The organism is Amycolatopsis sp. NPDC114478 (assembly GCF_055633805.1).
This window is the reverse complement of sequence record NZ_JBVKDO010000001.1, coordinates 657931-677378: the sequence shown is the minus strand read 5'-3', so window position 1 is coordinate 677378 and position 19448 is coordinate 657931. Positions and strand designations below refer to the sequence as shown.

Sequence of the window (19448 nt, the reverse complement as noted above, 5' to 3'; positions counted from 1 at the left end):
CATGAGTCGGTTGGCCGGCAAGGTGGCGGTCGTCTTCGGCGGCGCGCGGGGCATCGGCCTCGCCACGGTGAAGGAGTTCCTCGCCGAGGGCGCGACGGTGTTCGCTTCCGACATCCGCGAGCCCGCGGAGCCCGTCGAGGGCTACCGGCACTCCATAGTGGACGCCACGGACGAAGACGCCGTGGCGGCGTTCGTCGACGGCGTGCTCGCCGAGGCCGGCCGCATCGACGTGCTGTTCAACAACGTCGGCATCCACCTCGGCAAGCCGCTCGCCGACACGACGCTGGCCGAGTTCGACAACATCTTCGCGCTCAACGTCCGCGCCGCCTTCCTCGGCACCCGCGCCGTGCTGCCGCACATGATCGAGCAAAAGGCGGGCAGCATCATCACGACGTCGTCGAACGGTGGAGTGATGGGCCGCCCCGGTGACCCGGTCTACAACGCCACGAAGCACGCGCTGGTCGGGCTGACGAAGTCGATCGCCGTCGCGCACGCGCACCAGGGTATCCGCGCCAACACGGTGAACCCCGGCGCGATCGACACGGACATGCTGCGCAGCACGCTGAACTCGCCGGAGGAGTTCGAAACGAAGCAGCACCAGCTGGTCGCGAGCACGCCGGCGGCACGCGTCGGCGAAGCCTGGGAGGTCGCGAAAGCCGTCGTGTTCCTGGCCAGCGACGAGTCGCGGTTCATCAACGGCGTAGTGCTGCCGATCGACGGCGCGAAGGCGGCGGGCGCGATGCCGGGCAACCGCTACAGCCTCGACTTCGACCTCGGCGTCAGGTAGTGCCGTGTCGATCGACGCCTCGGGGCTGGAGAGCGAGCGGCACCTGCTCGAACGCAGCGGCACGGCCGAGCGGGTCGCCGCGATCCTGCGCCAGTACATCACCGACGGCGTCTTCGCCCCCGGTGAACGGCTGTCCGAGCCGGTGATCAGCTCGGCGCTCGGCGTCTCGCGCAATACACTGCGCGAGTCGTTCCAGCTGCTGGCCCACGAGCGGCTGGCGGTGCACGAGCTGAACCGCGGTGTGTTCGTCCGCGAACTGACCACGGAGGACATCGAGGACCTGTACGTCGTCCGCCGCGCCACCGAATGCGGCGCGCTCCGGCGGGCGGCCGAGCTGTCCACTGTGGACTTGGCGCCGGTCGAGCTGGCCCTGCGGGACGGCCGGACGGCGGCCGCGGCCGAGGACTGGCCGGCCGTCGGCACCGCGAGCATCCACTTCCACCAGGCGCTCGCCGATCTCGCCGGCAGCGAGCGCATCTCCGCGACCATGCGCCAGGTGCTCGCCGAAACGCGGCTGTTCTTCGTCCTCAACGAGAACACGCGCGAGTTCTACGAACCGTTCCTCGGCTGCCACGAGCAGATCCTGCGCGACCTGCGGGACGGCCGGTTCTCGGCGGCGGAAGCCGCGCTGGACCGCTACCTCCGCGACGCCGAAGCGCTGCTGCTCGCGCTCAGCGCACGTACAACGTAAGGCTGCGATAGCCGCGCGTGAGCCGCCGACCGGAAGGAAAGGGTCATGACGTCGATGCCTGCCGACCACGCCGGATTCCGCCCGCTGGACGGGATCAAGGTCGTCGACCTGTCCCGCATCCTCGCCGGGCCGTACTGCACGCAGTACCTCGGCGAAATGGGCGCGGACGTGGTGAAGGTCGAGCCGCCCGGGCACGGCGACGACACCCGCGGCTGGGGACCGCCGTTCGTCGGCGAGAGCGACGAGGCCGTGTACTACCTCGCGGCGAACCGGAACAAGCGCGGGATCGTGCTCGACCTCAAGAGCGACCGCGGCCGCGAAGCCCTCCGGCGGCTGGTCGCCGACGCGGACGTGCTCGTCGAGAACTTCCGGCCGGGGACGCTGGAGAAGGGGGGCCTCGGGTACGCGGCCCTGGCGGTGCTGATCCCGCGGCTGATCCACGTGTCGATCACCGGTTTCGGCCAGACGGGTCCGTACCGCGACCGCGCGGGCTACGACCTCGTCGCGCAGGCCCTCGGCGGCGTCATGTCGCTGACCGGCGAGCCGGACGGCGCGCCGGCGAAGGTCGGGCTGCCGGTCGCGGACCTGAACGCGGGGACGTGGGCGATCATCGCGGTGCTGATGGCGCTGCAGGCCCGCCACACGACCGGCTGCGGCCAGTACCTCGACGTGTCCCTTTTGGACAGTCAGCTCGCCTGGCACGTCTACGCCGCGGGTGCGCACTTCTACGACGCGCCCCGGCCGCGCCGGATGGGCTCGGCGCACCCGAGCATCGTCCCGTACCAGGCGTACCACGTCTCGGACGGCTGGCTGATCATCGCGGTGGGCAGCGAAAAGCTGTGGCACGCGTTCTGCGGGGTGCTGAGCCTGGACATCGCGGCGGACCCGCGGTTCTCGTCGAACGCCCTTCGGGCCGCTCACCGCGACGAGCTGAACGCACTCCTGGAACCGGTCCTGCTGACGCGCACGGCGGCGGACTGGCTGAAGGCGTTCGACGCGGCGGGCATCCCGGCGGCCCCGATCAACGAGATCGACGACGTGTACGCGGACCCGTGGACGGCCGCGCGCGACCAAGTGGTCCGGCTGCCGCACCCGACGGTGGGGACGTACCTGGGGACGGGCTTCCCGGTGAAGGCGTCGGACACCCCGGCGCGGCCGACGTCCGCGCCGCCGACGCTGGGCCAGCACACGGCGGAGGTGCTGGCGGAGCTGGGCTACTCGGCGGAGGAGATCGCGGAGTTCGGGTGAGGCTCAGCTTCCCGGCGGTCGCCAGTGGAGGTAGTCGGCGACTGTCCGCCGTTTCGCGGCGAGCCGGATCGGTCGCAGGCTGAGGACGGTCAACAGGATGCCGGTCGCCCACGCGGCGAGGCCGGGCACCAGTGCGGGGTCGGACCAGGCGTGGCCGGAGAGCGGGAACCGCCAGGGGCGAGGACCGCGAGCGTGCGGAAGGCGAAGACCGTCGGGCTGGTCTGCGCGTCGCCGTTGCAGGTTGCGCTGCCGTTCCGGCCTGTCCGGTGGTGCGAACTGTGCACGATGGAGTGTTCGCGCTCCCCGCTTCGCCCTGGTAGGGATGGGGGAAGGACTGAGGAGGACCGATGTCAGCACAGCACGCCCTTTGGCACCCGTTCGCCGACATGGGCGCGGTCGCGAACGACCGGATGGTCATCACCCGCGGTGAGGGCTCCTACGTCTGGGACGACGCCGGACGACGGTACTTCGACGCCACCGCGTCGCTCTGGTACGCGAACTTCGGCCACGGCCGGCCCGAGATCACCGAGGCCGTGACCAAGCAGTTGCAGACGCTCGACTCGTACAACCTGTTCGGCTACAACGCCAACGAGCCGGCGATCGAGCTGGCCGACCGCGTCGCCGCACTGGCGCCGACACCGGGGTCGAAGGTCTTCTTCGGCTCGGGCGGCGGGGACGTCATCGACACCGCCGTGAAGCTCGCGCGCGCGTACTTCGCGCAGACCGGGCGGCCGGAGAAGGCGCACGTCATCGGCCGGACGCAGGGCTACCACGGCACGCACGGCTTCGGCACGGCCGTCGGCGGCATCCCGGCCAACGCGGCCGGCGTCGGGCCGCAGCCGCCGGAGTTCTCGCACGTCCCGTTCGACGACGCCGCGGCTCTGGAGGCCGAGATCGAGCGAGTCGGCGCGTCGCGCGTGGCGGCGTTCTTCTGCGAGCCGGTGATCGGCGCGGGCGGCGTGCTGCTGCCGCCGGACGGGTACCTCGAGGAGGTCGCGGCGATCTGCCGCCGGCACGACGTGCTGTTCGTCGCGGACTGCGTGATCGCCGCGTGGGGCCGGCTCGGGACGTGGTTCGGCATCGACCGCTGGGCGGTCCGGCCGGACATGATCACGACGGCGAAGGGCATCACCGGCGGCACGATCCCGCTGGGCGCGCTGGTCGTGGCGCCGCGGGTGGCGGAACCGTTCTTCACGGGAGCGCCGGGCGCACCGATCTTCCGCCACGGCCCGACGTACGCGGGCCACCCGGTGGCCTGCGCGGCGGGCCTGGCGACGTTGGACATCTACGAGCGCGACAACCTGATCCCGCGCGGCCGCGAGCTGGAGAAACCCCTGGCCGACGCGGTGTCGGCGGCGAGCGGGCACCCGCTGGTGGCGGAGGTCCGGGCCGGGCTGGGCTTCCTGGCGGCGGTCGAGCTGACGGCGGAGGTCATGGACGCGGACCCGGGAGCCCCGGTGAAGCTGCAGCGCGCGTGCCGCGACGAGGGCGTGATCGTGCGCAACCTCGGCCGCGGCGTCGCGGTGTCGCCGCCGCTGGTGGCGGCGGAGCCGGAGCTGGACCTGCTGGCTTCGGCGCTGCCCAAGGCGTTGGACCGCTTGGCCGCGCAGAGCTGAAACTGACGCCGCGAACGGCTCTTTCCAGTCCTGGAGACGGCAGGAAAGAGCCGTTCACGACGTCACGAGATGCAGAACTCGTTCCCCTCCGGATCGGCCACGGTCACCCAGCTGTGCGGCCCCTGCCGCCCGCGCCACAGGAACTTCGCCCCGCGGGCCGTCAGCTTCTCGAGCGTCGCCTCGACGTTGTCCGCGCCCACCCACACGTCGATGTGCAGCCGGTTCTTCACCGTCTTCGGCTCCGGGACCTCCTGGAACAGGATCCGCCGGGGTGGACCGTCCGGTGGCGAGTCCGGGTGGCGGATCGCCGCGCCCGTTCTCCACACCAGAGACCCGTTGTACGTCCGGGTCTCCTCTTCCTTCGCGTACCCCTTCGCGATCATCTCGCGGATGAAGTCCTCGTCCGTCGGTTCGACCGGCCAGCCGAGCGTCTCGGCCCACCAGTCGGCGAGCACGTGCGGGTCGGCCGTATCCACCACTACCTGGAAGTCATGCGCCATACGGGCACGTTAACGACCGAGTCCGACATTTTCCGGAGCATCGGGTCCTCGGGCACGACCGTGAAGCGCCACTTGTCGACGCCGCCGCCCATGATCTCGGCGTAGCGGCGGGCGCCGTCGGCGTTGGCGAACCGCACCTGCTGGCCGTTCGTCAGGTGGGTGATCTTGACCGCCATGACAACCTCCCGAAGTCTGTGGGCCGGCCCAGGAGCTTCCCCCTCCGAGGCCGGCGAGCACAGTAGAACACATGTTCGACTGTCCGCGCCACCGCATCCCCCGCGCAGGTGAGAACCGTTCAGAGGGGCCGGATCATCGCCACGCGCGGCCACGCGTCGAGGCCGCGGGCCGCCTCCGCGCGGCGGATCGCCCGCAGCTCGTCGCCGATCTCGGCGTCCACCAGGACCCGGAACCCCAGCCGCTCGTAGTACGGCGCGTTCCACGGCACTGCTTCGTACGTTGTAAGGGACAGCGCCGGCAATCCGCGGGCGGCGGCCCACCCGGCGAGCGTCTCCACCAGCGCTCGACCGAGCCCGCGCCGCGCGTGCGAGGGCCGCACCGAGACCTGCTCGATGTGCGCGCACCCGTCGACGACCTCCGCGACGAGGTACGCGACCGGCCGGTCGCCGTCGTCCACGGCGACCCACGCGCGGCCGGCGGACTGGTATACCGCCAGTTCCGCCACCGAGCCCGGGTCGTCGTCGGCGATCGCCGCCATGTCGACGGCGCGGAACAGGCTGCCGGCGTCGCGTTCGACGTCGATCAGCGCGGGCAGGTCGTCAGGGCGCGCGAGCCGGATCACGCAGGCATTCGTACGCGCCCCGCCGGGTTCTTCACAGCGAATAAGACGAAATCGTTCGCTCGATGCGGGTCGCGTACCCGCGCAGGGCGGTGATGGCGTTGTGCCGGGCGTCCTCGGTGATCCGCGCGGCCGGGCCGGCCATGGTCAGCACCGTCGGCCGCCGCCCGTAGGCGCTCACCGGCACGGAACACGCCCACACGCCCTCGTCGATTTCCCCGGAGCTGACCGAATACCGGTTCTCCAGCGCGTGCTTGAGTTCGTCGCGCACGTAGGTGCCGCGTTGCTCGACGACCGGCGCCAGCCGCCGGTCGCGTTCGATCTCCGGCAGCAGGGCGAGCAGCATCTTGCCGGACGCGCCGACGCCGAGCGGCAGCGAATGCCCTGGCTCGAAGGTGAACCGCATGGCGCGGTCGCACTCGACGCGGTCCGCGCACACGGCGGCGTCGCCGAACTGCTGGAAGAGCATCACGGTCTCGCCGAGCTCCCGCGAGGCTTCCTCCATGGCCGGCTTCGCCAGCCGCACGAGGTCGTTCGCCAGCTGCGCGGCCCGCGCGAGCGGCATCACCTGGCTGGTGAGGTGGTAGTGCCCGGCGCGGCCCTCTTCGAGCAGCTGCAGCTCCTTGAGCAGCGCGACGTAGCGGTAGGTCGTCGCGACCGGGGTGCCGATCGTCGCGGCGAGCTCGGCGACGCTGGCTTCCCAGCGCCGTTCGGAAAACGCGAGGAGCAGCTGGAGGACCTTGCGGGAACTGCTGGCGCCGGGAGTCCGGCGCGGGGCGGTGGTGGTGGCGGAACCGTCGACGGCACTGACGGCAGGCGTCATCATGACCTCTCGGTGAGACAAAAACGACCTTCGCTATCACACGGGGTGAATAAATTAGCACGTTGTGTTAAACGAAAGCCAGTAATCCGCCGACGGCCCGCCATTCGGGAAAAAACGGGGTCAGAGCGTGAGGAACTCGCCCGGTTTCGTCACCACCGGTGACTCGACGTAGAGCCCGCGGTACTCGTCCTGGATCCCGGAGTTGTGCACCTGCAGCGCGAGCGGGCCGACGCGCCCGGCGGTCTTGTCGGTGAACCGCAGGACCTCGGTGCCCTTGCAGGTCACGGCCGTCCCGGTGAGCGGGCAGCACGCCATCCGGGCCACGCCGGTCGTCATGTCCCCGATCAGCTCGCACTGCGCCCACTTCTTGATGTCGATCGACGTGTGCGGCAGCTGCGTGAACAGTTTGCCGCCGCCGTCGTTGTGGCCCGGCCGGTAGTCCCAGTGCCCGCCGTTCGGCGGCTGGAACTGGATGGCGCTCAGCGCGTCGCGGATCGGGTCGGTGGTGCCCCAGATCAGCACGGTCGGTTTGTGGTTGCCCTTGACCTGACGGACATTGAATATCCACCGAAACGTGCCGACCTGCTGTTTGTTGTAGTACAACCAGCCGCGGGCCGTGCCATTGCCGTGGATGACGCCGTTCTTCGCCGACCAAAGGTCGGTTTTCGACGAAGTCCAGCCGCTGAGGCTGGTGCCGTCGAACATCGGAACGAGGTTCGGGTCGCCGTACGGGTTGTCGGCCGCCGCGGCCGGTACCGGGACCGAGGCCGCGACGATACCCGCGGCCACCACACCAAGGAGCTTCCGGAACATTCCTGCCGTCCTCTCTAGCGCGGTTAGCGGGTTCGGACGGCGAAATTCACGTTAGAAGCCGTGCGGGTGGAGCGTCAACCACGGTCCCGCTCATCGGTCAGGAACGGCGTCAGCAGGCCGGGAACGGCGCGGTCGGCGAGTGCGAGCCCGTCGGACTCGCCGACGTCGAGCACCCGGTAGTGGCCCTTGCCGGCGGCGACCGGCGCGATGATCGTGACGAGCCCGGCGCGCCGCTGGAAGTACGAGCGTTCGACGACGACGCCGGTCATCCCGTCGCAGCGGACCGCCGCGGTGCCGCGGTCCAGAGACCCCGAGCGCGTCACGAGGTAGCGGCCGGTGAGCGCGTGCCCGAGGCCGCGGTAGCGGTCCCAGCCGACGAGCGCGGCGAACGGCACCAGCACGAGCGCCGCCTGCCACGGCCAGTCCGGCAGGGCACCGAGCCACGCCAGGCCGTAGAGCGCCGCCGCGAGCAGCAGCACCCCGGTGACGGCCCGGGTGAGCCGCCGGTACAGCGCCCGGCGCGGATGACGCACCAGCGGCGTCGCGGCGGGGTCCTCGCCCAGCACCTCCGCGACGACTTCGTGCGCCTTCGCGAGCGGCGCCGGCGGGAGCAGCAAGCCGCCGCTCTTGTCCGCGCCCTTGCCTTCGCGCAGACCGCCGGCGATGGCGACGCAACGCGCGCCGCCGGCCAGCCGCAGCGGCAGCGGCTCGCGGATCTCGACGCCGCGCAGGCGGTCTTCCTCGATCGACACCGAGCGCGTCGTGATCAGCCCGCGCCGGATGTGCAGCGTGCCCGCGGGTTCGCGGGTGAGCCGGAAGTTCCAGAACGACAGCACGTACCCGCCGATCGACAGCAGCGAGACGAGCACCAGCAGTCCGACGGCCGCGAGCACCAGGCTCACCCACGTCGACGTGTCCGCGAAGTGCCCGACGACCGTCTGGACCAGCGAGAACCGGATCGGGTCGAAGTGCAGCTCGTGCGCGAAGTGGTAGACGGTGCCGACGGCGGCGCCGACCACGGCCAGCCCGGACAGCGTGAACGGCGCGTAGCGCAGCCACTTCTTGTCGACGGCGGCGACCAGCTGCTCCGGCGGCGCGGGGGTCTCGTCGGTGACGGGCACAGCCTTACGGTGTAAGAGCAGTGTCCGCAGACGCTGCGCTTCGGCGATCGTGACGGCGTCGAGGACGAGCTCGTCCTTGCCCGGCCCCTTGCCGTGGGAGTGGCGTCCGGTGCCGATCCGCGCGGCGGCCAGCGAGAACAGCCGGTGCTTCGGCTCGGACGTGACGTCGACCGTGCGGATCCGGTCGCGCGGGATCGCGCGCTGCTTGCGCAGCAGCAACCCGGTGTGCCACTCGACCTGCGTCTCGGTGATCCGGTAGCGCGAGGTCAGCACGTGCGAGACACCGGTGAAGACCGCGACCGCGGTGAAGACGAGGCCGATCCACTGCCACGGTTCGCCGTGGCCGAACAGCAGCGCGCCCAGCAGCACCGGCAGCGAGCGCACCAAGTCCAGCACCGGCCGGATGAGCAGCATGCGCCGGTCGAGGCGGTGCCACGGCGCTTCCGGCGTCCCCTCCGCGGGTCGCGTCACGACGGCTGCCGCGCCGTCTGCCAGTGCGTCGGCGCCGCTGCTCACGTCGCGTCCCCGCGGACGGCCTGGGTCGTCTTGGTCAGCTCGTCCGCCAGCTCGAGGGCGCGGTCGTGCGCCAGGCCCGAGATGCGCAGCGGGCCGGCCGCGGACGCCGTCGTCACGGTGATCTTCGCCAGCCGGAACAGCTGCTCGCCGGGGTCGCGCTCGATGTCGACGGTCTGGATCCGGGAGATCGGCGCGATCCGCCACTCCTGCTTCAGCCAGCCGGACTGCGTGTAGACGGCCTCGCCGGTGACCTCCCAGCGGTGCACGCGGTAGCGCCACTGCGGCATGACGACGAGGTGCAGCGGACCCACCACGCAGGCGACCACCAGCGCCACCGTGAGGAACGCGGGCGGATCGTCGCTGGTCACCACGATGGCCGTGAGGATCCCGATGACGACGATCCAGGAGATCGACGCCATCGCCGTCCAGTAACCGATGGCCCGGCGGCTGACCCGGTGCGCCGGTGGCCGCAGCCGCACCGCCGCTGTGTTCGTGGTGTGTTCGCTCACGGGTCAAGCGTGCCCGATCGGCGCCTTGCGCGCCCACGACAAGTGTCACGATGCCGATCCGGTCCGGGTTCGATCGCATGCCGTTACGATCGGCAACACCGTCGGAGGAATGGAAACGCCGTCGGGGTGTGTTGTGCTTGAAGGATTGAAGCATCAGCGAGCAGGAGGATCCGGTGGGACTCGATCCCGACGACCTGTACGAGGTGGACTCGGACGTTCCCGACCTGACCGGGGCGGTGCTGCTGCACCACTTCGAAGGGTTCATGGACGCCGGTTCGGCGGGCCGTCTGCTGGCCGAGCACCTGCTCGGCGGTGAGCACCGCGTGGTCGCGCGCTTCGACGTCGACCGGCTCATCGACTACCGCTCGCGTCGGCCGACGATGACTTACGCCGTAGACCACTGGGAGGACTACGACGCTCCGGAACTGGTCGTCCACCTGCTGCACGACGCGGACGGGACGCCGTTCCTAATGCTGTCGGGCCCGGAGCCCGACCACGACTGGGAGCGGTTCTGCCTCGCGGTGCGCAACCTCGTCGAACGCTGGGGCGTCCGGCTCACCGCCGGTTTCCACGGCATTCCGATGGGCGCGCCGCACACCCGCCCGCTCGGCGTCACCGCGCACGCCACGCGCAAGGACCTGGTCGGCGAACACCAGCCGCTGCCCAACCGGCTGCAGGTGCCGGGCAGCCTGGCCGCGCTGCTGGAGTACCGGCTCGGCGAGTGGGGCCACGACGCGCTGGGCTTCGCCGCGCACGTGCCGCACTACCTCGCGCAGTCGACGTACCCGGCGGCGTCGCTGATCGTGCTCGACGCGCTGAGCCGCGCGACCGGCCTGAGCCTGGCCGAGGGCGAGCTGCGCGCCGCGGCCGAGCTCGCCGACGCCGAGATCAACCGCCAGGTCGCGGAGTCCGACGAGATCGCCGACGTCGTCCGCGCGCTCGAGCGGCAGTACGACACGTTCATCGAGGCTTCGGAGCGCGGTTCGCTCCTGGCGGAATCGGTCGAGCACATGCCGACCGCGGAGGAGCTCGGCTCGCAGTTCGAGCGGTTCCTCGCGGAGCAGAACGGCGGCGACGGCCCCGACCGCTGATGGAGCCGGCGCGCTACGACGAGATCGGCGTCGGCTACGCGCTGGGGAGGCGGACCGACCCGCGCTGGCTCGCGCCGGTGCTCGACGCGCTGGGTGACGCGGCTTCGGTGCTCGACGTCGGGTCCGGGACGGGCTCCTACGAGCCGCCGGACCGGCGGGTCGTCGCGGTCGAGCCGTCGGCGGAGATGATCCGGCAGCGTCCGTCGGGCGCCGCACCGGTCGTGCGCGCGGTCGCGGAGGCGCTGCCGTTCCCACCATCGGCGTTCGAGGCCGCGCTGGCGGTGCTGACCGTGCACCACTGGGGTGACTGGCGTCGCGGTCTCGACGAGCTGCGCCGCGTCTCGCAGCGGCAGGTCGTCCTGGCTTACGACACCGCGCGGCACAACGACTTCTGGCTCGTCCGGGAGTACGTGCCGGAGGTCGCCGCGCTGGAGCTTTCGCGCCCGTCGGCGCCGGAGATCGCGGAGTACCTCGGCGCGGCTTCGGTGCTGGAGCTGCCGGTGCCGTGGGACTTCACGGACGGCGTCTTCCCGGCGCACTGGCGGCGGCCGGAGGCGTACCTCGACCCGGCGGTGCGGCGCGCGTGTTCGGCCCTCGCGCAGACTTCGCCGGCGGCCGTCGAGCGGGGGATCGCCCGGCTGCGCGCGGATCTGGCGTCCGGGCGCTGGCACGAGGAGCACGCGGACCTGCTGGACCGGACGGAGTGGGACGCGGGCTTCCGGCTCATCGTGGCCTGACGTACACAGTGGACGGTCGAGGGGGCCCGGGCAGCGCGTCGGGCCGTCAGGTACCGTCCCGGGATGAACGACACGAAAAACCGTTCACCCGTAACCAAAACCCTGCGGCGCACTCTGGGTAGGCTGCTGAACCAGGCTGCCGCGAAAGTGCACGACCCGTACACCGATCAGCTGAACCGGATGGCCGCCGAGCTGCGCGCGGAGATCATCCGCCAGGGTGACCGGGTCCTCGATCGGGTGGTGGAGTTCGAGATCCGCAGCCGCCGGGACATCGTCTACGCCGGCGACCAGGACGCCGCCCTCGAGAGCAACGTCTTCGCGCGCGAAGACCTCGTCGGCGCCCGCCATTTCGGCAAGCCGAAGGAAACGCTCGAGTACGCGCTTTCCCTGGCACCACAAGGCGGAATGGCGCTGGAGTTCGGCGTCGCGTCCGGCAACACGCTGCGGACGATCGCCGGCGCGCGCGGTGGCCGGGAGGTCTACGGCTTCGACTCCTTCGACGGGCTGCCCGAAGCGTGGCTCAACGGCATGCCCGCCGGCGCCTTCGCCCGCGACGACCTGCCGGACGTCCCCGGCGCCGAGCTGGTCGTCGGCCTGTTCGCCGACAGCCTGCCGGGCTTCCTCGAGAACCACGAAGGACACGTCGACTTCCTGCACGTCGACGGCGACCTCTACAGCTCCGCCAAGACCGTGCTCGACCTGTGCGGGCCGCGGCTGCGCGCGGGCAGCATCGTGCACTTCGACGAGTTCTTCAACTTCCCTGGCTGGAAGCGGCACGAGTACCGCGCCTGGACGGAGTACGTCGAGCGCACCGGCGTCGAGTTCGAGTACGTCGCCTACACCTACAGCGACAACCAGGTGACGGTGAAGATCACGAAGCCGTAGGCGGCCCGTCGGGGATTTCGCGCAGCTCCAGCGTGCCGACCTCGGCCCACGGGTGCCGTGAGGCGACTTCGACGGCCGTCGAGCGGTCCGCGCACTCGAGGATGTTGTAGCCGCCGACCTACTCCTTGGTTTCGGCGAACGGGCCGTCGGTCAGCAGGACTTCGCCGTCGCGCACCCGGATCGTCTTGGCCTCGGCGGGCGGGCGCAGGCCCGTGCCGGCCTGCCGGACGCCCCGGCGTTCGGCTTCGGCGGCCCATTCGTGGCAGCGCCGCGCCATCTCCGGGCCGGCCGCCGCGGCCGTGGACTCGTCACCGCGGAGCAGGAGCAGGTATCGCACGGCGCCAGCATGCCACGCGGGCTCAGCCGTGGCAGCCCTCCTCGTTGAGCGGCCCGAACGAGGGCAGGATCAGCCCGCACAGGTAGCCGTCGATGAACCGGCCGTTGCCGGCGAGGTTGGTGCCGAGCCGGACCAGCGGCGCGAACCCGCGGATGCCGGCGGCGAGCGCGTCCTGGTTGCGCTGCAGCATCGACGTCAGCTGGCCGAGCTGGGTGAGCAGCGGGTCCAGCCGGCCGTCGTTGTCCTCGATCAGCCCCGACAGCTCGGTAGCGAGCCGCCGCGAGCCGTCGAGCAGGGAAGTGATCGCCTGCTCGCGGTCGCTGACTTCGGACAGCAGCTGGTTGCCGTCGTTCAGGAGCCGCTGCACGGCGGCGTCGCGGTCGACGAGCGTCTGGGAGACAACTCGCGTGTTGCTCAGCAGGGAGGCGAGCTGGTGGTCGCGCGTGGCGAGCGTGTCCGACAGCCGGGACAGCCCGGCGAGCGCGGCGCGCACGCTCTGCGGCGTGTCCGCCAACGTCGTCGACAGCGTGTCGAAGCTCTTCGCCAGCTGGCCGGTGTCGATGCGGTCCACAGTGGACGACAGTTTGCCGAAGGCGGTTAGTACGTCGTAAGGCACGGTCGTGCGCGAACGCGGGATGGGTTTGCCGGGGTCGAGAGTTGCCTCGCCCTGCGGGTCGAGCGCGAGGTACTTCTGGCCGAGGACGGTCTTCAGCCGGATCGCCGCGCCGGTCGCGTCGCCGAGCCACGCGCCCTTGACCCGGAACGAGATCAGCACGCGGTCGCCGCGCAGCTTCACGTCCGAGACCCGGCCGACCTCGACGCCGGCGATGCGGACGTCGTTGCCCTGGAACAGCCCGGCCGCTTCGCTGAACTCGGCGGAGTAGGTCGTGCCGTCCCCGATGACCGGCAGGGAACGCGCGTTGAGCGCTGTCAGCACACCCAGGCCCAGCACGGTCAGGCCGGCGATCGCCGTCCTGACCGGGACGTCGGCGGCCCGGCGTATCGACATGGCGTGAAGAGTGACCCACACCACGCCGGGCCGCCAGCCGAGTCCCCCGATGAGACGAAGATCGACGGGATCACGCGGACGTCAGTGCGGGGTACTCACAGTATTCCAGCGCGTTGGCCGCGCGATCGGTCATCCAGGTGAACACCTTGCCGAACAGCCGCGTGCTCAGCATCCGGTAGGCGCGGTTGCGGCCGCGGATCTTCGCGGCGGTGCGCGGGGCGAGGAAGTTGCCCGAGCCCTTGCCGTTCTTCTGCCCGACGGTGGCCGGCTTGCGGAGGCGCTCCTCGTATTTGGCGTACGCCGTAAGGTGGTCGCCACCGGCCGCCGCGAGCTCGCCGGCCAGCACTTGTGCGCCCATCATGGCGAGCCCGGTGCCGGACCCGCCGGGGCCGGCGCACCACGCGGCGTCGCCGAGCAGCACGACGCGGCCCTTCGACCAGAGGTCGAGGTGGATCTGGCTGATCGAGTCGACGTACAGGTCGTCCGCCGCGGGCAACGCCCGCAGCAGCGCGGGCGTCTCCCAGCCGGTGTCCGCGAACAGCTGCGAGACGAGGGCGCGCTGCTCATCGGGGGTGCGGCGGCGGAACTCGACGCCGTCGGCGGCGAAGACCAGGTTGACGTGCAGCTTGTCCGGCAGCCGGTGGCTGCCCACGGTCAGGCCGCGCCCCGGCTCGTTGTACATCACGCTGGTGTGGTCGAGGCCGAGGTGGTTGGGCGCGGTGAAGCCGGCGATGCCGAAGCCGAGGTCGTGCCGGAAGTCAGCTTCGGGCCCGAACGCGGCGGCCCGCACCCCGGAGTGCACGCCGTCGGCGCCGACGACGAGGTCGAACTTGCGCGGCGCGCCCCGGCGGAAGGTGACGTCGACGCCGCCGGCGGTCTCGGTGAGGCTCGTGACGCGGTCGCCGAAGACGTATTCGGTGTAGTCCTTCGTGTGGTCGTAGAGGACGCGGGCGAGGTCGCCGCGCAGGATCTCGACCTCCCCGCTCCAGGCGGCGCCGGGCACGGTCAGCAGGGGCCGGGCGTCGGGGCCGAGCAGCGTCTGGTCGCCCATCGCGGTCTCGAGGCGCCGGATGTCGTCGAGGACGCCCATGGCGCGCAGCAGCTTCACCTGCTCACCGCGGAAGTCGACGGCCTGGCCGCCGGGCCGCAGCGCGGGCGCGGTCTCGACGACGGTCACGCGGTAGCCGTAGCGGTGCAGCCAGTAGGCCGCGGACGGGCCCGCGATGCTGGCCCCGGACACGAGCACGGTCTTGGCGGTCATCGGAGGTTCCTCTCGGGTCGGTGCTTGGTGACTCCGAGACTGCGCGGACGCGCTGACGGTCCGCGCACGATCCGCTGACCGTCCGGCCGGTGGTGTCCGGTTCGAGTGGCTAGCATGGCGCGCGTGGACCGTTCAGCCGAAGACCGGATCCCGCAGGACGGCGAAGATGCCGCCGTCGAGGCGCGCATCCTGAACGCCGCCGCGCACCTCGTCGCCGACGAGGGTTTCGGCAGGCTGAAGCTCGGGGCCGTCTGCGCCCGGTCCGGCTACGCGCGGTCCGTCATCTTCCAGCACTTCGGCGACAAGGACGGGCTCGGCAAGCGGCTGGTCGAGTACGCCGTCGAGGAGTTCACCACCGCCTACAGCGAGGCCGTCGCGGCGCGGACCGGCGCGGCCAACGCGACGCCGATGGACATGCTGCGCGCGCTGCTGGACATCATCTTCGAGCTGATCCGCACGATGCCGACGCTCAACCACGCCTTCCTGGCGCTCTGGGGCGACGCGGCGGCGGAGTACTCGGCGCTGCGCGGCGCGCTGACCGAGGCCGACCGCCGGTTCCGCTTCGCGATCGCGCAGACGCTGGCCAGCGGCGTCGCGGACGGCTCGATCACCGGCGTCCGCGACGCCGACGCGTACGCCTCGGCCATGCTGGCCCAGCTGCGCGGCATTTCGATGCAGGCGCTGATCGACCCGGACGGCGTCGACCTGCGCGGCGTCCGCACCGAGCTGGAGCGCAGCATCGACCGCCTTTCGGCGGGCTTCCGCGGCAGCCTTTAGAGCGCGAAGACGATGCCCCGCAGCACGACAACGCCGATGAAGACGAGCGTGAAGGCGAGGTCGAGCGAGATCCCGCCGATCCGCACCGGCCGCACGACCCGCCGCACGGGCCCGATGACCGGCTCGGTGGCCGCGTAGGCCAGGCCCCGAGCCCGCCGCGCCCACGGCGGGCTGTCGGCGACCATCCCGACCCAGTCGAGCACCATCCGCGCGATGAGCACGAGCATGTAGACGGTCAGCGCGAAGCCGAGCAGCGTCCCGAGTGCACCCATGGTTCCTCCTCCGTCTCCTTGAGAACGCGCGGGTGCGGCGGGGAGTGCCAGTTGTGTCCGATTCACAGGCTTTCGACAGGATCGGCGGCGAACCGGCTGCCGTCGCGGCGGACTTCGACGGCGCCGGGACCGGCGAAGTGGGCGGGAACGACGAGTTCGCCGTTGTCCGCAGCGCGTTCGAGCACACCGCGCCGGGTCGTGGCGGCTTGTTCCGGGTCCTCGCAGAAGCAGCTGCTGTGCTCCGGTTCGAGGATCTGGACCGGGCTGTGCAGCAGGTCGCCGACGAACACCGCTTTGTGGTTTCCGGAGACCAGCCGCAGCACCGATGAACCGGGAGTGTGTCCGGGCGCGGGTTCGAGCGTGAGGTTGCGGTCGATGCGGTGGTTTCCCTCCCACAGCACGGCTTTGCCGAGCACAGGGGCGACGCTGTCGGCGTAGACGAGCAGGCTGCCTTCGCGGCGCAGTTGTTCGTGCTCGGTCCGCGGGGCGGGCCGACGGTGGGCGTTGCGCGGATCGAAGTACACCTGGTCGGCGCGGGGTATCACGTAGCTGGCGTTGGGGAACGTGGGCACCCATTCGCCGTTGCGCCGCAAGGTGTTCCAGCCGACGTGGTCGTAGTGGATGTGGGTGTTGACGACGACGTCGACGTCCTCGGGGCGGACGCCGGCGTCGGCGAGCCGGTCGAGGAAGGGCGTCGTCAGGTGGTCGAAGAGCGGGATCTGCGGGCGGTCCCGGTCGTTGCCGACGCCGGTGTCGACGAGGATGACCCGTCCTTCGCTGCGCAGCACCCAGGTCTGGACCGCGCCGCGGTAGTTGTCGGTCTCGGCGTTCCAGTGGTCGGGCGCGAGCCAGCCGGCGTTGTCCCGCCAGAGGGCGGCCGGGCTGGGCACGATGGTCCGGGCGGGAGCGATCTCGCCCTGCCATTCGACCACCTTCACGACTTCGACGTCTCCGATGTGCATACCTCCACTGTTCCTCAGCCGGTTGAGCCTTCCAATGCTCAATTTGCTCGCTCTGATACGCGATCGGCTCACGGTATGGTCGCAGGGGTGGACCTGTTGAGCGACGCGATCGCGGCGGTGCGCGTCGGCCGCCCGACGTCGAACCGCCTGCGCGCCGGCGACGAGTGGTGCTACCGCTTCGCACCGTACGAGGGCGCGGGCTTCCACGTGTTGCTGCGCGGAAGCGGCTGGCTGATCCCTCCGGAAGGCCCGCCGGTACAGCTGGGACCGGGCGACGCGGTCCTGGTCCCGCACGGCAGCGCGCACACCCTGTCCTCCCGCCCGGACGGGTCCGGCGCGGTGCCGTTCGAAGCGGCGGTGGCCGACCCGGCCGGCCGCACGGAGTTCTTGTGCGGCAAGTACCGCCTGTCGCGGGCACGCCGCCACCCGGTCCTGGCAACGCTGCCGGAAGTGGTCCACATCCCGGCCCGCATCGGCAGCCACCCCCAACTCCGGGCGGCGCTGGACCTGCTGGGCGCCGAGGTGGCCACGAACCGCCCGGGCGCGGCGACGGTGCTGGCGGGCCTGCTGGACTTGTTGCTGGTCTACCTGTTGCGAGCGTGGCTGGACCAAAACCCGGGAAAGGGCTGGCCCGAGGCACTGAGCGACCCCCCGATCGCGGCGGCGTTGGAGGCCCTGCACGCGAACCCGGAAGCGCCGTGGCGAACCGAGGACCTGGCGAACCGGGTGGGTCTGTCCCGGGCCACGCTGACCCGCCGTTTCACAACACTGACGGGCTACCCACCAATGGGCTACTTGACGTGGTGGCGCTTGACCACCGCGGCGCGGTTGTTGCAGGACACGGAGCTACCGCTGCCGTCGATAGCGGTGAAGGTGGGGTACAGCTCACCTTTCGCGTTCTCGCACGCGTTCAAACGCCAGTTCGGCCTCGCGCCGGGCAGTTACCGCACCGCCGACGGTGCCGATTCGCTCAAATGGCGGACTTGACAGTGGCGCGCGCGTCGCGGAAATGATCTTTCCGCTGCTTCTGACTTGCCGAAAAAAAGATTCTAGGGGGATACCCCGAAAGGGCGGGGTCCCTTCGTGACCTGACGTCGCTACGATGGGCGGTCTGTCCCCATAGTGAGGCGGAGGGGCTTGCCATGGCGGGTGAGACACCGGACGGCGGCGTCCTGTGGTCACTCGTCGAAGCTTTGCACCGGGTATCGTGCCTGGTCGATCTCAACAGCAGGCGGCTCGTGCTCAATATACTTTCCGACGAACTCGGGTATTCGTTGCCGGTTACCGAATACCCGCAGACGAACCTGCATTTGTTCGCCATCGTCGAAGCCTGCCGGCAGCGGCCGGACGGGCTCGGCGCCCTGTTGAGCGTGCTGGAGAAGGTCGAGCCGGGAACCATCGCGATGTCCTCGGTCCGCAGGATCATCCTCGACATGACGTCGCTGGAGGCCTGGTCGGCGGAAGAACGGCGGCAGCTGTTCCGCCTGCTGTCCGGGGTGGCGGTACCCGACGTCGCCGAGATATACGCCCTGGTCGGCGGGGACGGCGCGCCGCCGCTGCCGCCCGAATCTTCGCTCGAGGACGCCTTTTTGCTGCTCGACACCCTGAACTCCGGCACGGACGGACTGCCCAAGAGCCTGCTCCTCGTCGAGCGCGTCGCCGCTCGGCTGAGGTTCGACTTGGCGGCGGAGATCCGCGAATGGGTCGAAGAGAAGACCGAGCGCATGAATCTGACCGCCGAAATGAGTGCCTTCCGCGATCGGATCAAGGGCATCGCCCGACCGGCCGAATCGCACGCGTCCCGGTCCGAGGCTTACCTCGTCTTCCTGTTGCAACCCGAGGGGCCGACCGGTGACCGTTACCGGTTGTCCCACTGGCGCCAGCTCGACGTTTCCGACGGGTGGTTCCCGGAACGCGGTCAGGACTACATCGGCGGCTTCGAAGAGATCAAGTACAAAGTCGCGGTACTGGCCGAGCAGGTCGAAGGCGAATGGGCTCCCTACGACCCCGACATCCGACTCGACTTCGTGCTCAGCCGCGATCTGCTCCACCTGGACGTCGACCAGTGGCAGTGGGAAGCGGAAACCGCGGTGCCGGAACCCCTCGGCTGCCATTTCCCCCTCGGGGTACGCAGTCTGGAGCGGATGAAGCTGCGGAAGTGGCACCGCGCTTGGTTCGTCCGATGGAAGGAACTGAAGGCCCAGGCCGGCGACGGTGGTCCCATCGCGCTGGATTCGGGGTTCTGGAGCATCGGCGGTGAGGTGCGGAACCTGCGGGAGCTGACCTCCCGCTTCGAGGCCCGGCCGGAGCTCGTGGCCTTCGTCCTGAGCGCGCCTCCGCACGCGTTCACCGCGGAAAGCGACGAGATAACCGTCGGCCTGCGCGCCGGCTTCCCCATCATGGTCTGGCACCGCGAAAACTGCCGTTCGGAGGAATTTTCCCACACCGTGAAAGAACTACTGCACGCCGAGGGCTCGCACCACCTGCTGGAGCGCCTGCGGCTCATCAGGCTGTCCGCCTTCGCCGAAGGGCCGGAAGGAACGCACGTCGGTAGCCGGCTCGCGCTGTTGTACGACGATCCGGAGCGGATCGTCCTGCCGCAGCGCCCGGGAGCCCCCGAGGCGGTGCCGAGCGCATGACGGACACCGCATCGCCTGACCACGCCAAGGACTGGCGGGTCTACCGGGGCACGGGGCT

Annotated in this window: 22 protein-coding genes; 10 read left to right on the top strand and 12 right to left on the bottom strand. The window is 70.7% G+C overall.

The window, feature by feature from the left end; translation table 11 throughout:
- Window position 1: 1 nt before the first annotated feature.
- The 4 genes from ACZ7OH_RS03320 to ACZ7OH_RS03305 all read left to right on the top strand — a co-directional run bounded on the left by ACZ7OH_RS03320 (window position 2) and on the right by ACZ7OH_RS03305 (window position 4342).
- Window positions 2–787, top strand: a complete 786-nt coding sequence (locus tag ACZ7OH_RS03320) for an SDR family NAD(P)-dependent oxidoreductase (RefSeq protein ID WP_400894287.1) — start codon at window positions 2–4, stop codon at window positions 785–787.
- A gap of 4 nt (window positions 788–791) precedes the next feature.
- A complete protein-coding gene (locus tag ACZ7OH_RS03315; protein WP_470279360.1) occupies window positions 792–1478 on the top strand; it encodes a GntR family transcriptional regulator in 687 nt (228 codons plus the stop codon).
- Window positions 1479–1523: 45 nt separating this feature from the next.
- Complete coding sequence (locus tag ACZ7OH_RS03310) at window positions 1524–2726, top strand: CaiB/BaiF CoA transferase family protein (protein WP_470279359.1); 1203 nt, start codon at window positions 1524–1526, stop codon at window positions 2724–2726.
- 347 nt (window positions 2727–3073) lie between these two features.
- Window positions 3074–4342 (top strand): aminotransferase family protein, encoded by a 1269-nt coding sequence (locus ACZ7OH_RS03305; protein ID WP_470279358.1) that lies wholly within the window; start codon window positions 3074–3076, stop codon window positions 4340–4342.
- A 62-nt stretch (window positions 4343–4404) separates the two neighbouring features.
- On the opposite strand, the gene ACZ7OH_RS03300 is transcribed toward ACZ7OH_RS03305, so the two are convergent.
- The 7 genes from ACZ7OH_RS03300 to ACZ7OH_RS03270 all read right to left on the bottom strand — a co-directional run bounded on the left by ACZ7OH_RS03300 (window position 4405) and on the right by ACZ7OH_RS03270 (window position 9420).
- The gene (locus ACZ7OH_RS03300; protein ID WP_470279357.1) at window positions 4405–4842 is read right to left on the bottom strand and encodes a VOC family protein; all 438 of its coding nucleotides are present in this window, start codon (window positions 4840–4842) and stop codon (window positions 4405–4407) included.
- Window positions 4821–5018 (bottom strand): hypothetical protein, encoded by a 198-nt coding sequence (locus ACZ7OH_RS03295; RefSeq protein ID WP_004561810.1) that lies wholly within the window; start codon window positions 5016–5018, stop codon window positions 4821–4823. The genes ACZ7OH_RS03300 and ACZ7OH_RS03295 overlap by 22 nt, the downstream gene beginning before the upstream one ends.
- Before the next feature lie 119 nt (window positions 5019–5137).
- Complete coding sequence (locus tag ACZ7OH_RS03290; protein ID WP_470279356.1) at window positions 5138–5641, bottom strand: GNAT family N-acetyltransferase; 504 nt, start codon at window positions 5639–5641, stop codon at window positions 5138–5140.
- 31 nt (window positions 5642–5672) lie between these two features.
- Complete coding sequence (locus ACZ7OH_RS03285; protein ID WP_470279580.1) at window positions 5673–6461, bottom strand: IclR family transcriptional regulator; 789 nt, start codon at window positions 6459–6461, stop codon at window positions 5673–5675.
- Window positions 6462–6581: 120 nt separating this feature from the next.
- Window positions 6582–7274: a 3-keto-alpha-glucoside-1,2-lyase-like domain-containing protein gene (locus ACZ7OH_RS03280; RefSeq protein ID WP_470279355.1), complete on the bottom strand. Its 693-nt coding sequence runs from the start codon at window positions 7272–7274 to the stop codon at window positions 6582–6584.
- Between the two features lie 74 nt (window positions 7275–7348).
- On the bottom strand, window positions 7349–8809 hold the full coding sequence (locus ACZ7OH_RS03275; RefSeq protein WP_470279579.1) for a PH domain-containing protein: 1461 nt from the start codon (window positions 8807–8809) through the stop codon (window positions 7349–7351).
- A gap of 98 nt (window positions 8810–8907) precedes the next feature.
- On the bottom strand, window positions 8908–9420 hold the full coding sequence (locus ACZ7OH_RS03270; RefSeq protein WP_470279354.1) for a PH domain-containing protein: 513 nt from the start codon (window positions 9418–9420) through the stop codon (window positions 8908–8910).
- Between the two features lie 173 nt (window positions 9421–9593).
- On the opposite strand from ACZ7OH_RS03270, the gene ACZ7OH_RS03265 reads away from it, so the two are divergent.
- The 3 genes from ACZ7OH_RS03265 (at window position 9594) to ACZ7OH_RS03255 (ending at window position 12133) form a co-directional block, all read left to right on the top strand.
- Window positions 9594–10511: a proteasome assembly chaperone family protein gene (locus tag ACZ7OH_RS03265; RefSeq protein ID WP_470279353.1), complete on the top strand. Its 918-nt coding sequence runs from the start codon at window positions 9594–9596 to the stop codon at window positions 10509–10511.
- Complete coding sequence (locus tag ACZ7OH_RS03260; protein ID WP_470279352.1) at window positions 10511–11248, top strand: class I SAM-dependent methyltransferase; 738 nt, start codon at window positions 10511–10513, stop codon at window positions 11246–11248. Before ACZ7OH_RS03265 ends, ACZ7OH_RS03260 begins: the two co-directional genes overlap by 1 nt.
- 63 nt (window positions 11249–11311) lie before the next feature.
- The gene (locus tag ACZ7OH_RS03255) at window positions 11312–12133 is read left to right on the top strand and encodes a class I SAM-dependent methyltransferase (protein ID WP_470279351.1); all 822 of its coding nucleotides are present in this window, start codon (window positions 11312–11314) and stop codon (window positions 12131–12133) included.
- Window positions 12134–12251: 118 nt separating this feature from the next.
- On the opposite strand, the gene ACZ7OH_RS03250 is transcribed toward ACZ7OH_RS03255, so the two are convergent.
- The 3 genes from ACZ7OH_RS03250 to ACZ7OH_RS03240 form a co-directional block, all read right to left on the bottom strand.
- Window positions 12252–12470: a YciI family protein gene (locus tag ACZ7OH_RS03250; protein WP_470279350.1), complete on the bottom strand. Its 219-nt coding sequence runs from the start codon at window positions 12468–12470 to the stop codon at window positions 12252–12254.
- 22 nt (window positions 12471–12492) lie between these two features.
- Window positions 12493–13479 (bottom strand): MCE family protein, encoded by a 987-nt coding sequence (locus ACZ7OH_RS03245; protein ID WP_470279349.1) that lies wholly within the window; start codon window positions 13477–13479, stop codon window positions 12493–12495.
- Window positions 13480–13549: 70 nt separating this feature from the next.
- The gene (locus tag ACZ7OH_RS03240; protein ID WP_470279348.1) at window positions 13550–14740 is read right to left on the bottom strand and encodes an FAD-dependent monooxygenase; all 1191 of its coding nucleotides are present in this window, start codon (window positions 14738–14740) and stop codon (window positions 13550–13552) included.
- A gap of 114 nt (window positions 14741–14854) precedes the next feature.
- Between ACZ7OH_RS03240 and ACZ7OH_RS03235 the strand changes: the two genes are divergently transcribed.
- Complete coding sequence (locus ACZ7OH_RS03235) at window positions 14855–15517, top strand: TetR/AcrR family transcriptional regulator (protein WP_470279347.1); 663 nt, start codon at window positions 14855–14857, stop codon at window positions 15515–15517.
- Here ACZ7OH_RS03235 and ACZ7OH_RS03230 read toward each other — a convergent pair.
- Both ACZ7OH_RS03230 and ACZ7OH_RS03225 read right to left on the bottom strand, forming a co-directional pair.
- Window positions 15514–15789 (bottom strand): YggT family protein, encoded by a 276-nt coding sequence (locus tag ACZ7OH_RS03230; protein ID WP_470279346.1) that lies wholly within the window; start codon window positions 15787–15789, stop codon window positions 15514–15516. The genes ACZ7OH_RS03235 and ACZ7OH_RS03230 overlap by 4 nt on opposite strands.
- Before the next feature lie 62 nt (window positions 15790–15851).
- Window positions 15852–16751, bottom strand: coding sequence for an MBL fold metallo-hydrolase (locus tag ACZ7OH_RS03225; protein ID WP_470279345.1), 900 nt, complete (start codon window positions 16749–16751; stop codon window positions 15852–15854).
- An 87-nt stretch (window positions 16752–16838) separates the two neighbouring features.
- Between ACZ7OH_RS03225 and ACZ7OH_RS03220 the strand changes: the two genes are divergently transcribed.
- Window positions 16839–17738, top strand: a complete 900-nt coding sequence (locus ACZ7OH_RS03220) for an AraC family transcriptional regulator (RefSeq protein WP_470279344.1) — start codon at window positions 16839–16841, stop codon at window positions 17736–17738.
- Between the two features lie 155 nt (window positions 17739–17893).
- Complete coding sequence (locus ACZ7OH_RS03215; RefSeq protein WP_470279343.1) at window positions 17894–19390, top strand: VMAP-C domain-containing protein; 1497 nt, start codon at window positions 17894–17896, stop codon at window positions 19388–19390.
- The last annotated feature ends 58 nt before the right edge of the window (window positions 19391–19448 follow it).

What these genes read in the sequence shown, in the direction of transcription:
- ACZ7OH_RS03285 (WP_470279580.1), bottom strand. Translation starts at nt 6,461, where the DNA reads ATGACGCCTGCCGTCAGTGCCGTCGACGGTTCCGCCACCACCACCGCC.
- ACZ7OH_RS03215 (WP_470279343.1), top strand. Translation starts at nt 17,894, where the DNA reads ATGGCGGGTGAGACACCGGACGGCGGCGTCCTGTGGTCACTCGTCGAA.
- ACZ7OH_RS03245 (WP_470279349.1), bottom strand. Translation starts at nt 13,479, where the DNA reads ATGTCGATACGCCGGGCCGCCGACGTCCCGGTCAGGACGGCGATCGCC.
- ACZ7OH_RS03275 (WP_470279579.1), bottom strand. Translation starts at nt 8,809, where the DNA reads ATGCTGCTCATCCGGCCGGTGCTGGACTTGGTGCGCTCGCTGCCGGTG.
- ACZ7OH_RS03305 (WP_470279358.1), top strand. Translation starts at nt 3,074, where the DNA reads ATGTCAGCACAGCACGCCCTTTGGCACCCGTTCGCCGACATGGGCGCG.
- ACZ7OH_RS03310 (WP_470279359.1), top strand. Translation starts at nt 1,524, where the DNA reads ATGACGTCGATGCCTGCCGACCACGCCGGATTCCGCCCGCTGGACGGG.
- ACZ7OH_RS03280 (WP_470279355.1), bottom strand. Translation starts at nt 7,274, where the DNA reads ATGTTCCGGAAGCTCCTTGGTGTGGTGGCCGCGGGTATCGTCGCGGCC.
- ACZ7OH_RS03320 (WP_400894287.1), top strand. Translation starts at nt 2, where the DNA reads ATGAGTCGGTTGGCCGGCAAGGTGGCGGTCGTCTTCGGCGGCGCGCGG.
- ACZ7OH_RS03300 (WP_470279357.1), bottom strand. Translation starts at nt 4,842, where the DNA reads ATGGCGCATGACTTCCAGGTAGTGGTGGATACGGCCGACCCGCACGTG.
- ACZ7OH_RS03235 (WP_470279347.1), top strand. Translation starts at nt 14,855, where the DNA reads ATGGCGCGCGTGGACCGTTCAGCCGAAGACCGGATCCCGCAGGACGGC.
- ACZ7OH_RS03240 (WP_470279348.1), bottom strand. Translation starts at nt 14,740, where the DNA reads ATGACCGCCAAGACCGTGCTCGTGTCCGGGGCCAGCATCGCGGGCCCG.
- ACZ7OH_RS03260 (WP_470279352.1), top strand. Translation starts at nt 10,511, where the DNA reads ATGGAGCCGGCGCGCTACGACGAGATCGGCGTCGGCTACGCGCTGGGG.
- ACZ7OH_RS03255 (WP_470279351.1), top strand. Translation starts at nt 11,312, where the DNA reads ATGAACGACACGAAAAACCGTTCACCCGTAACCAAAACCCTGCGGCGC.
- ACZ7OH_RS03225 (WP_470279345.1), bottom strand. Translation starts at nt 16,751, where the DNA reads ATGCACATCGGAGACGTCGAAGTCGTGAAGGTGGTCGAATGGCAGGGC.
- ACZ7OH_RS03295 (WP_004561810.1), bottom strand. Translation starts at nt 5,018, where the DNA reads ATGGCGGTCAAGATCACCCACCTGACGAACGGCCAGCAGGTGCGGTTC.
- ACZ7OH_RS03230 (WP_470279346.1), bottom strand. Translation starts at nt 15,789, where the DNA reads ATGGGTGCACTCGGGACGCTGCTCGGCTTCGCGCTGACCGTCTACATG.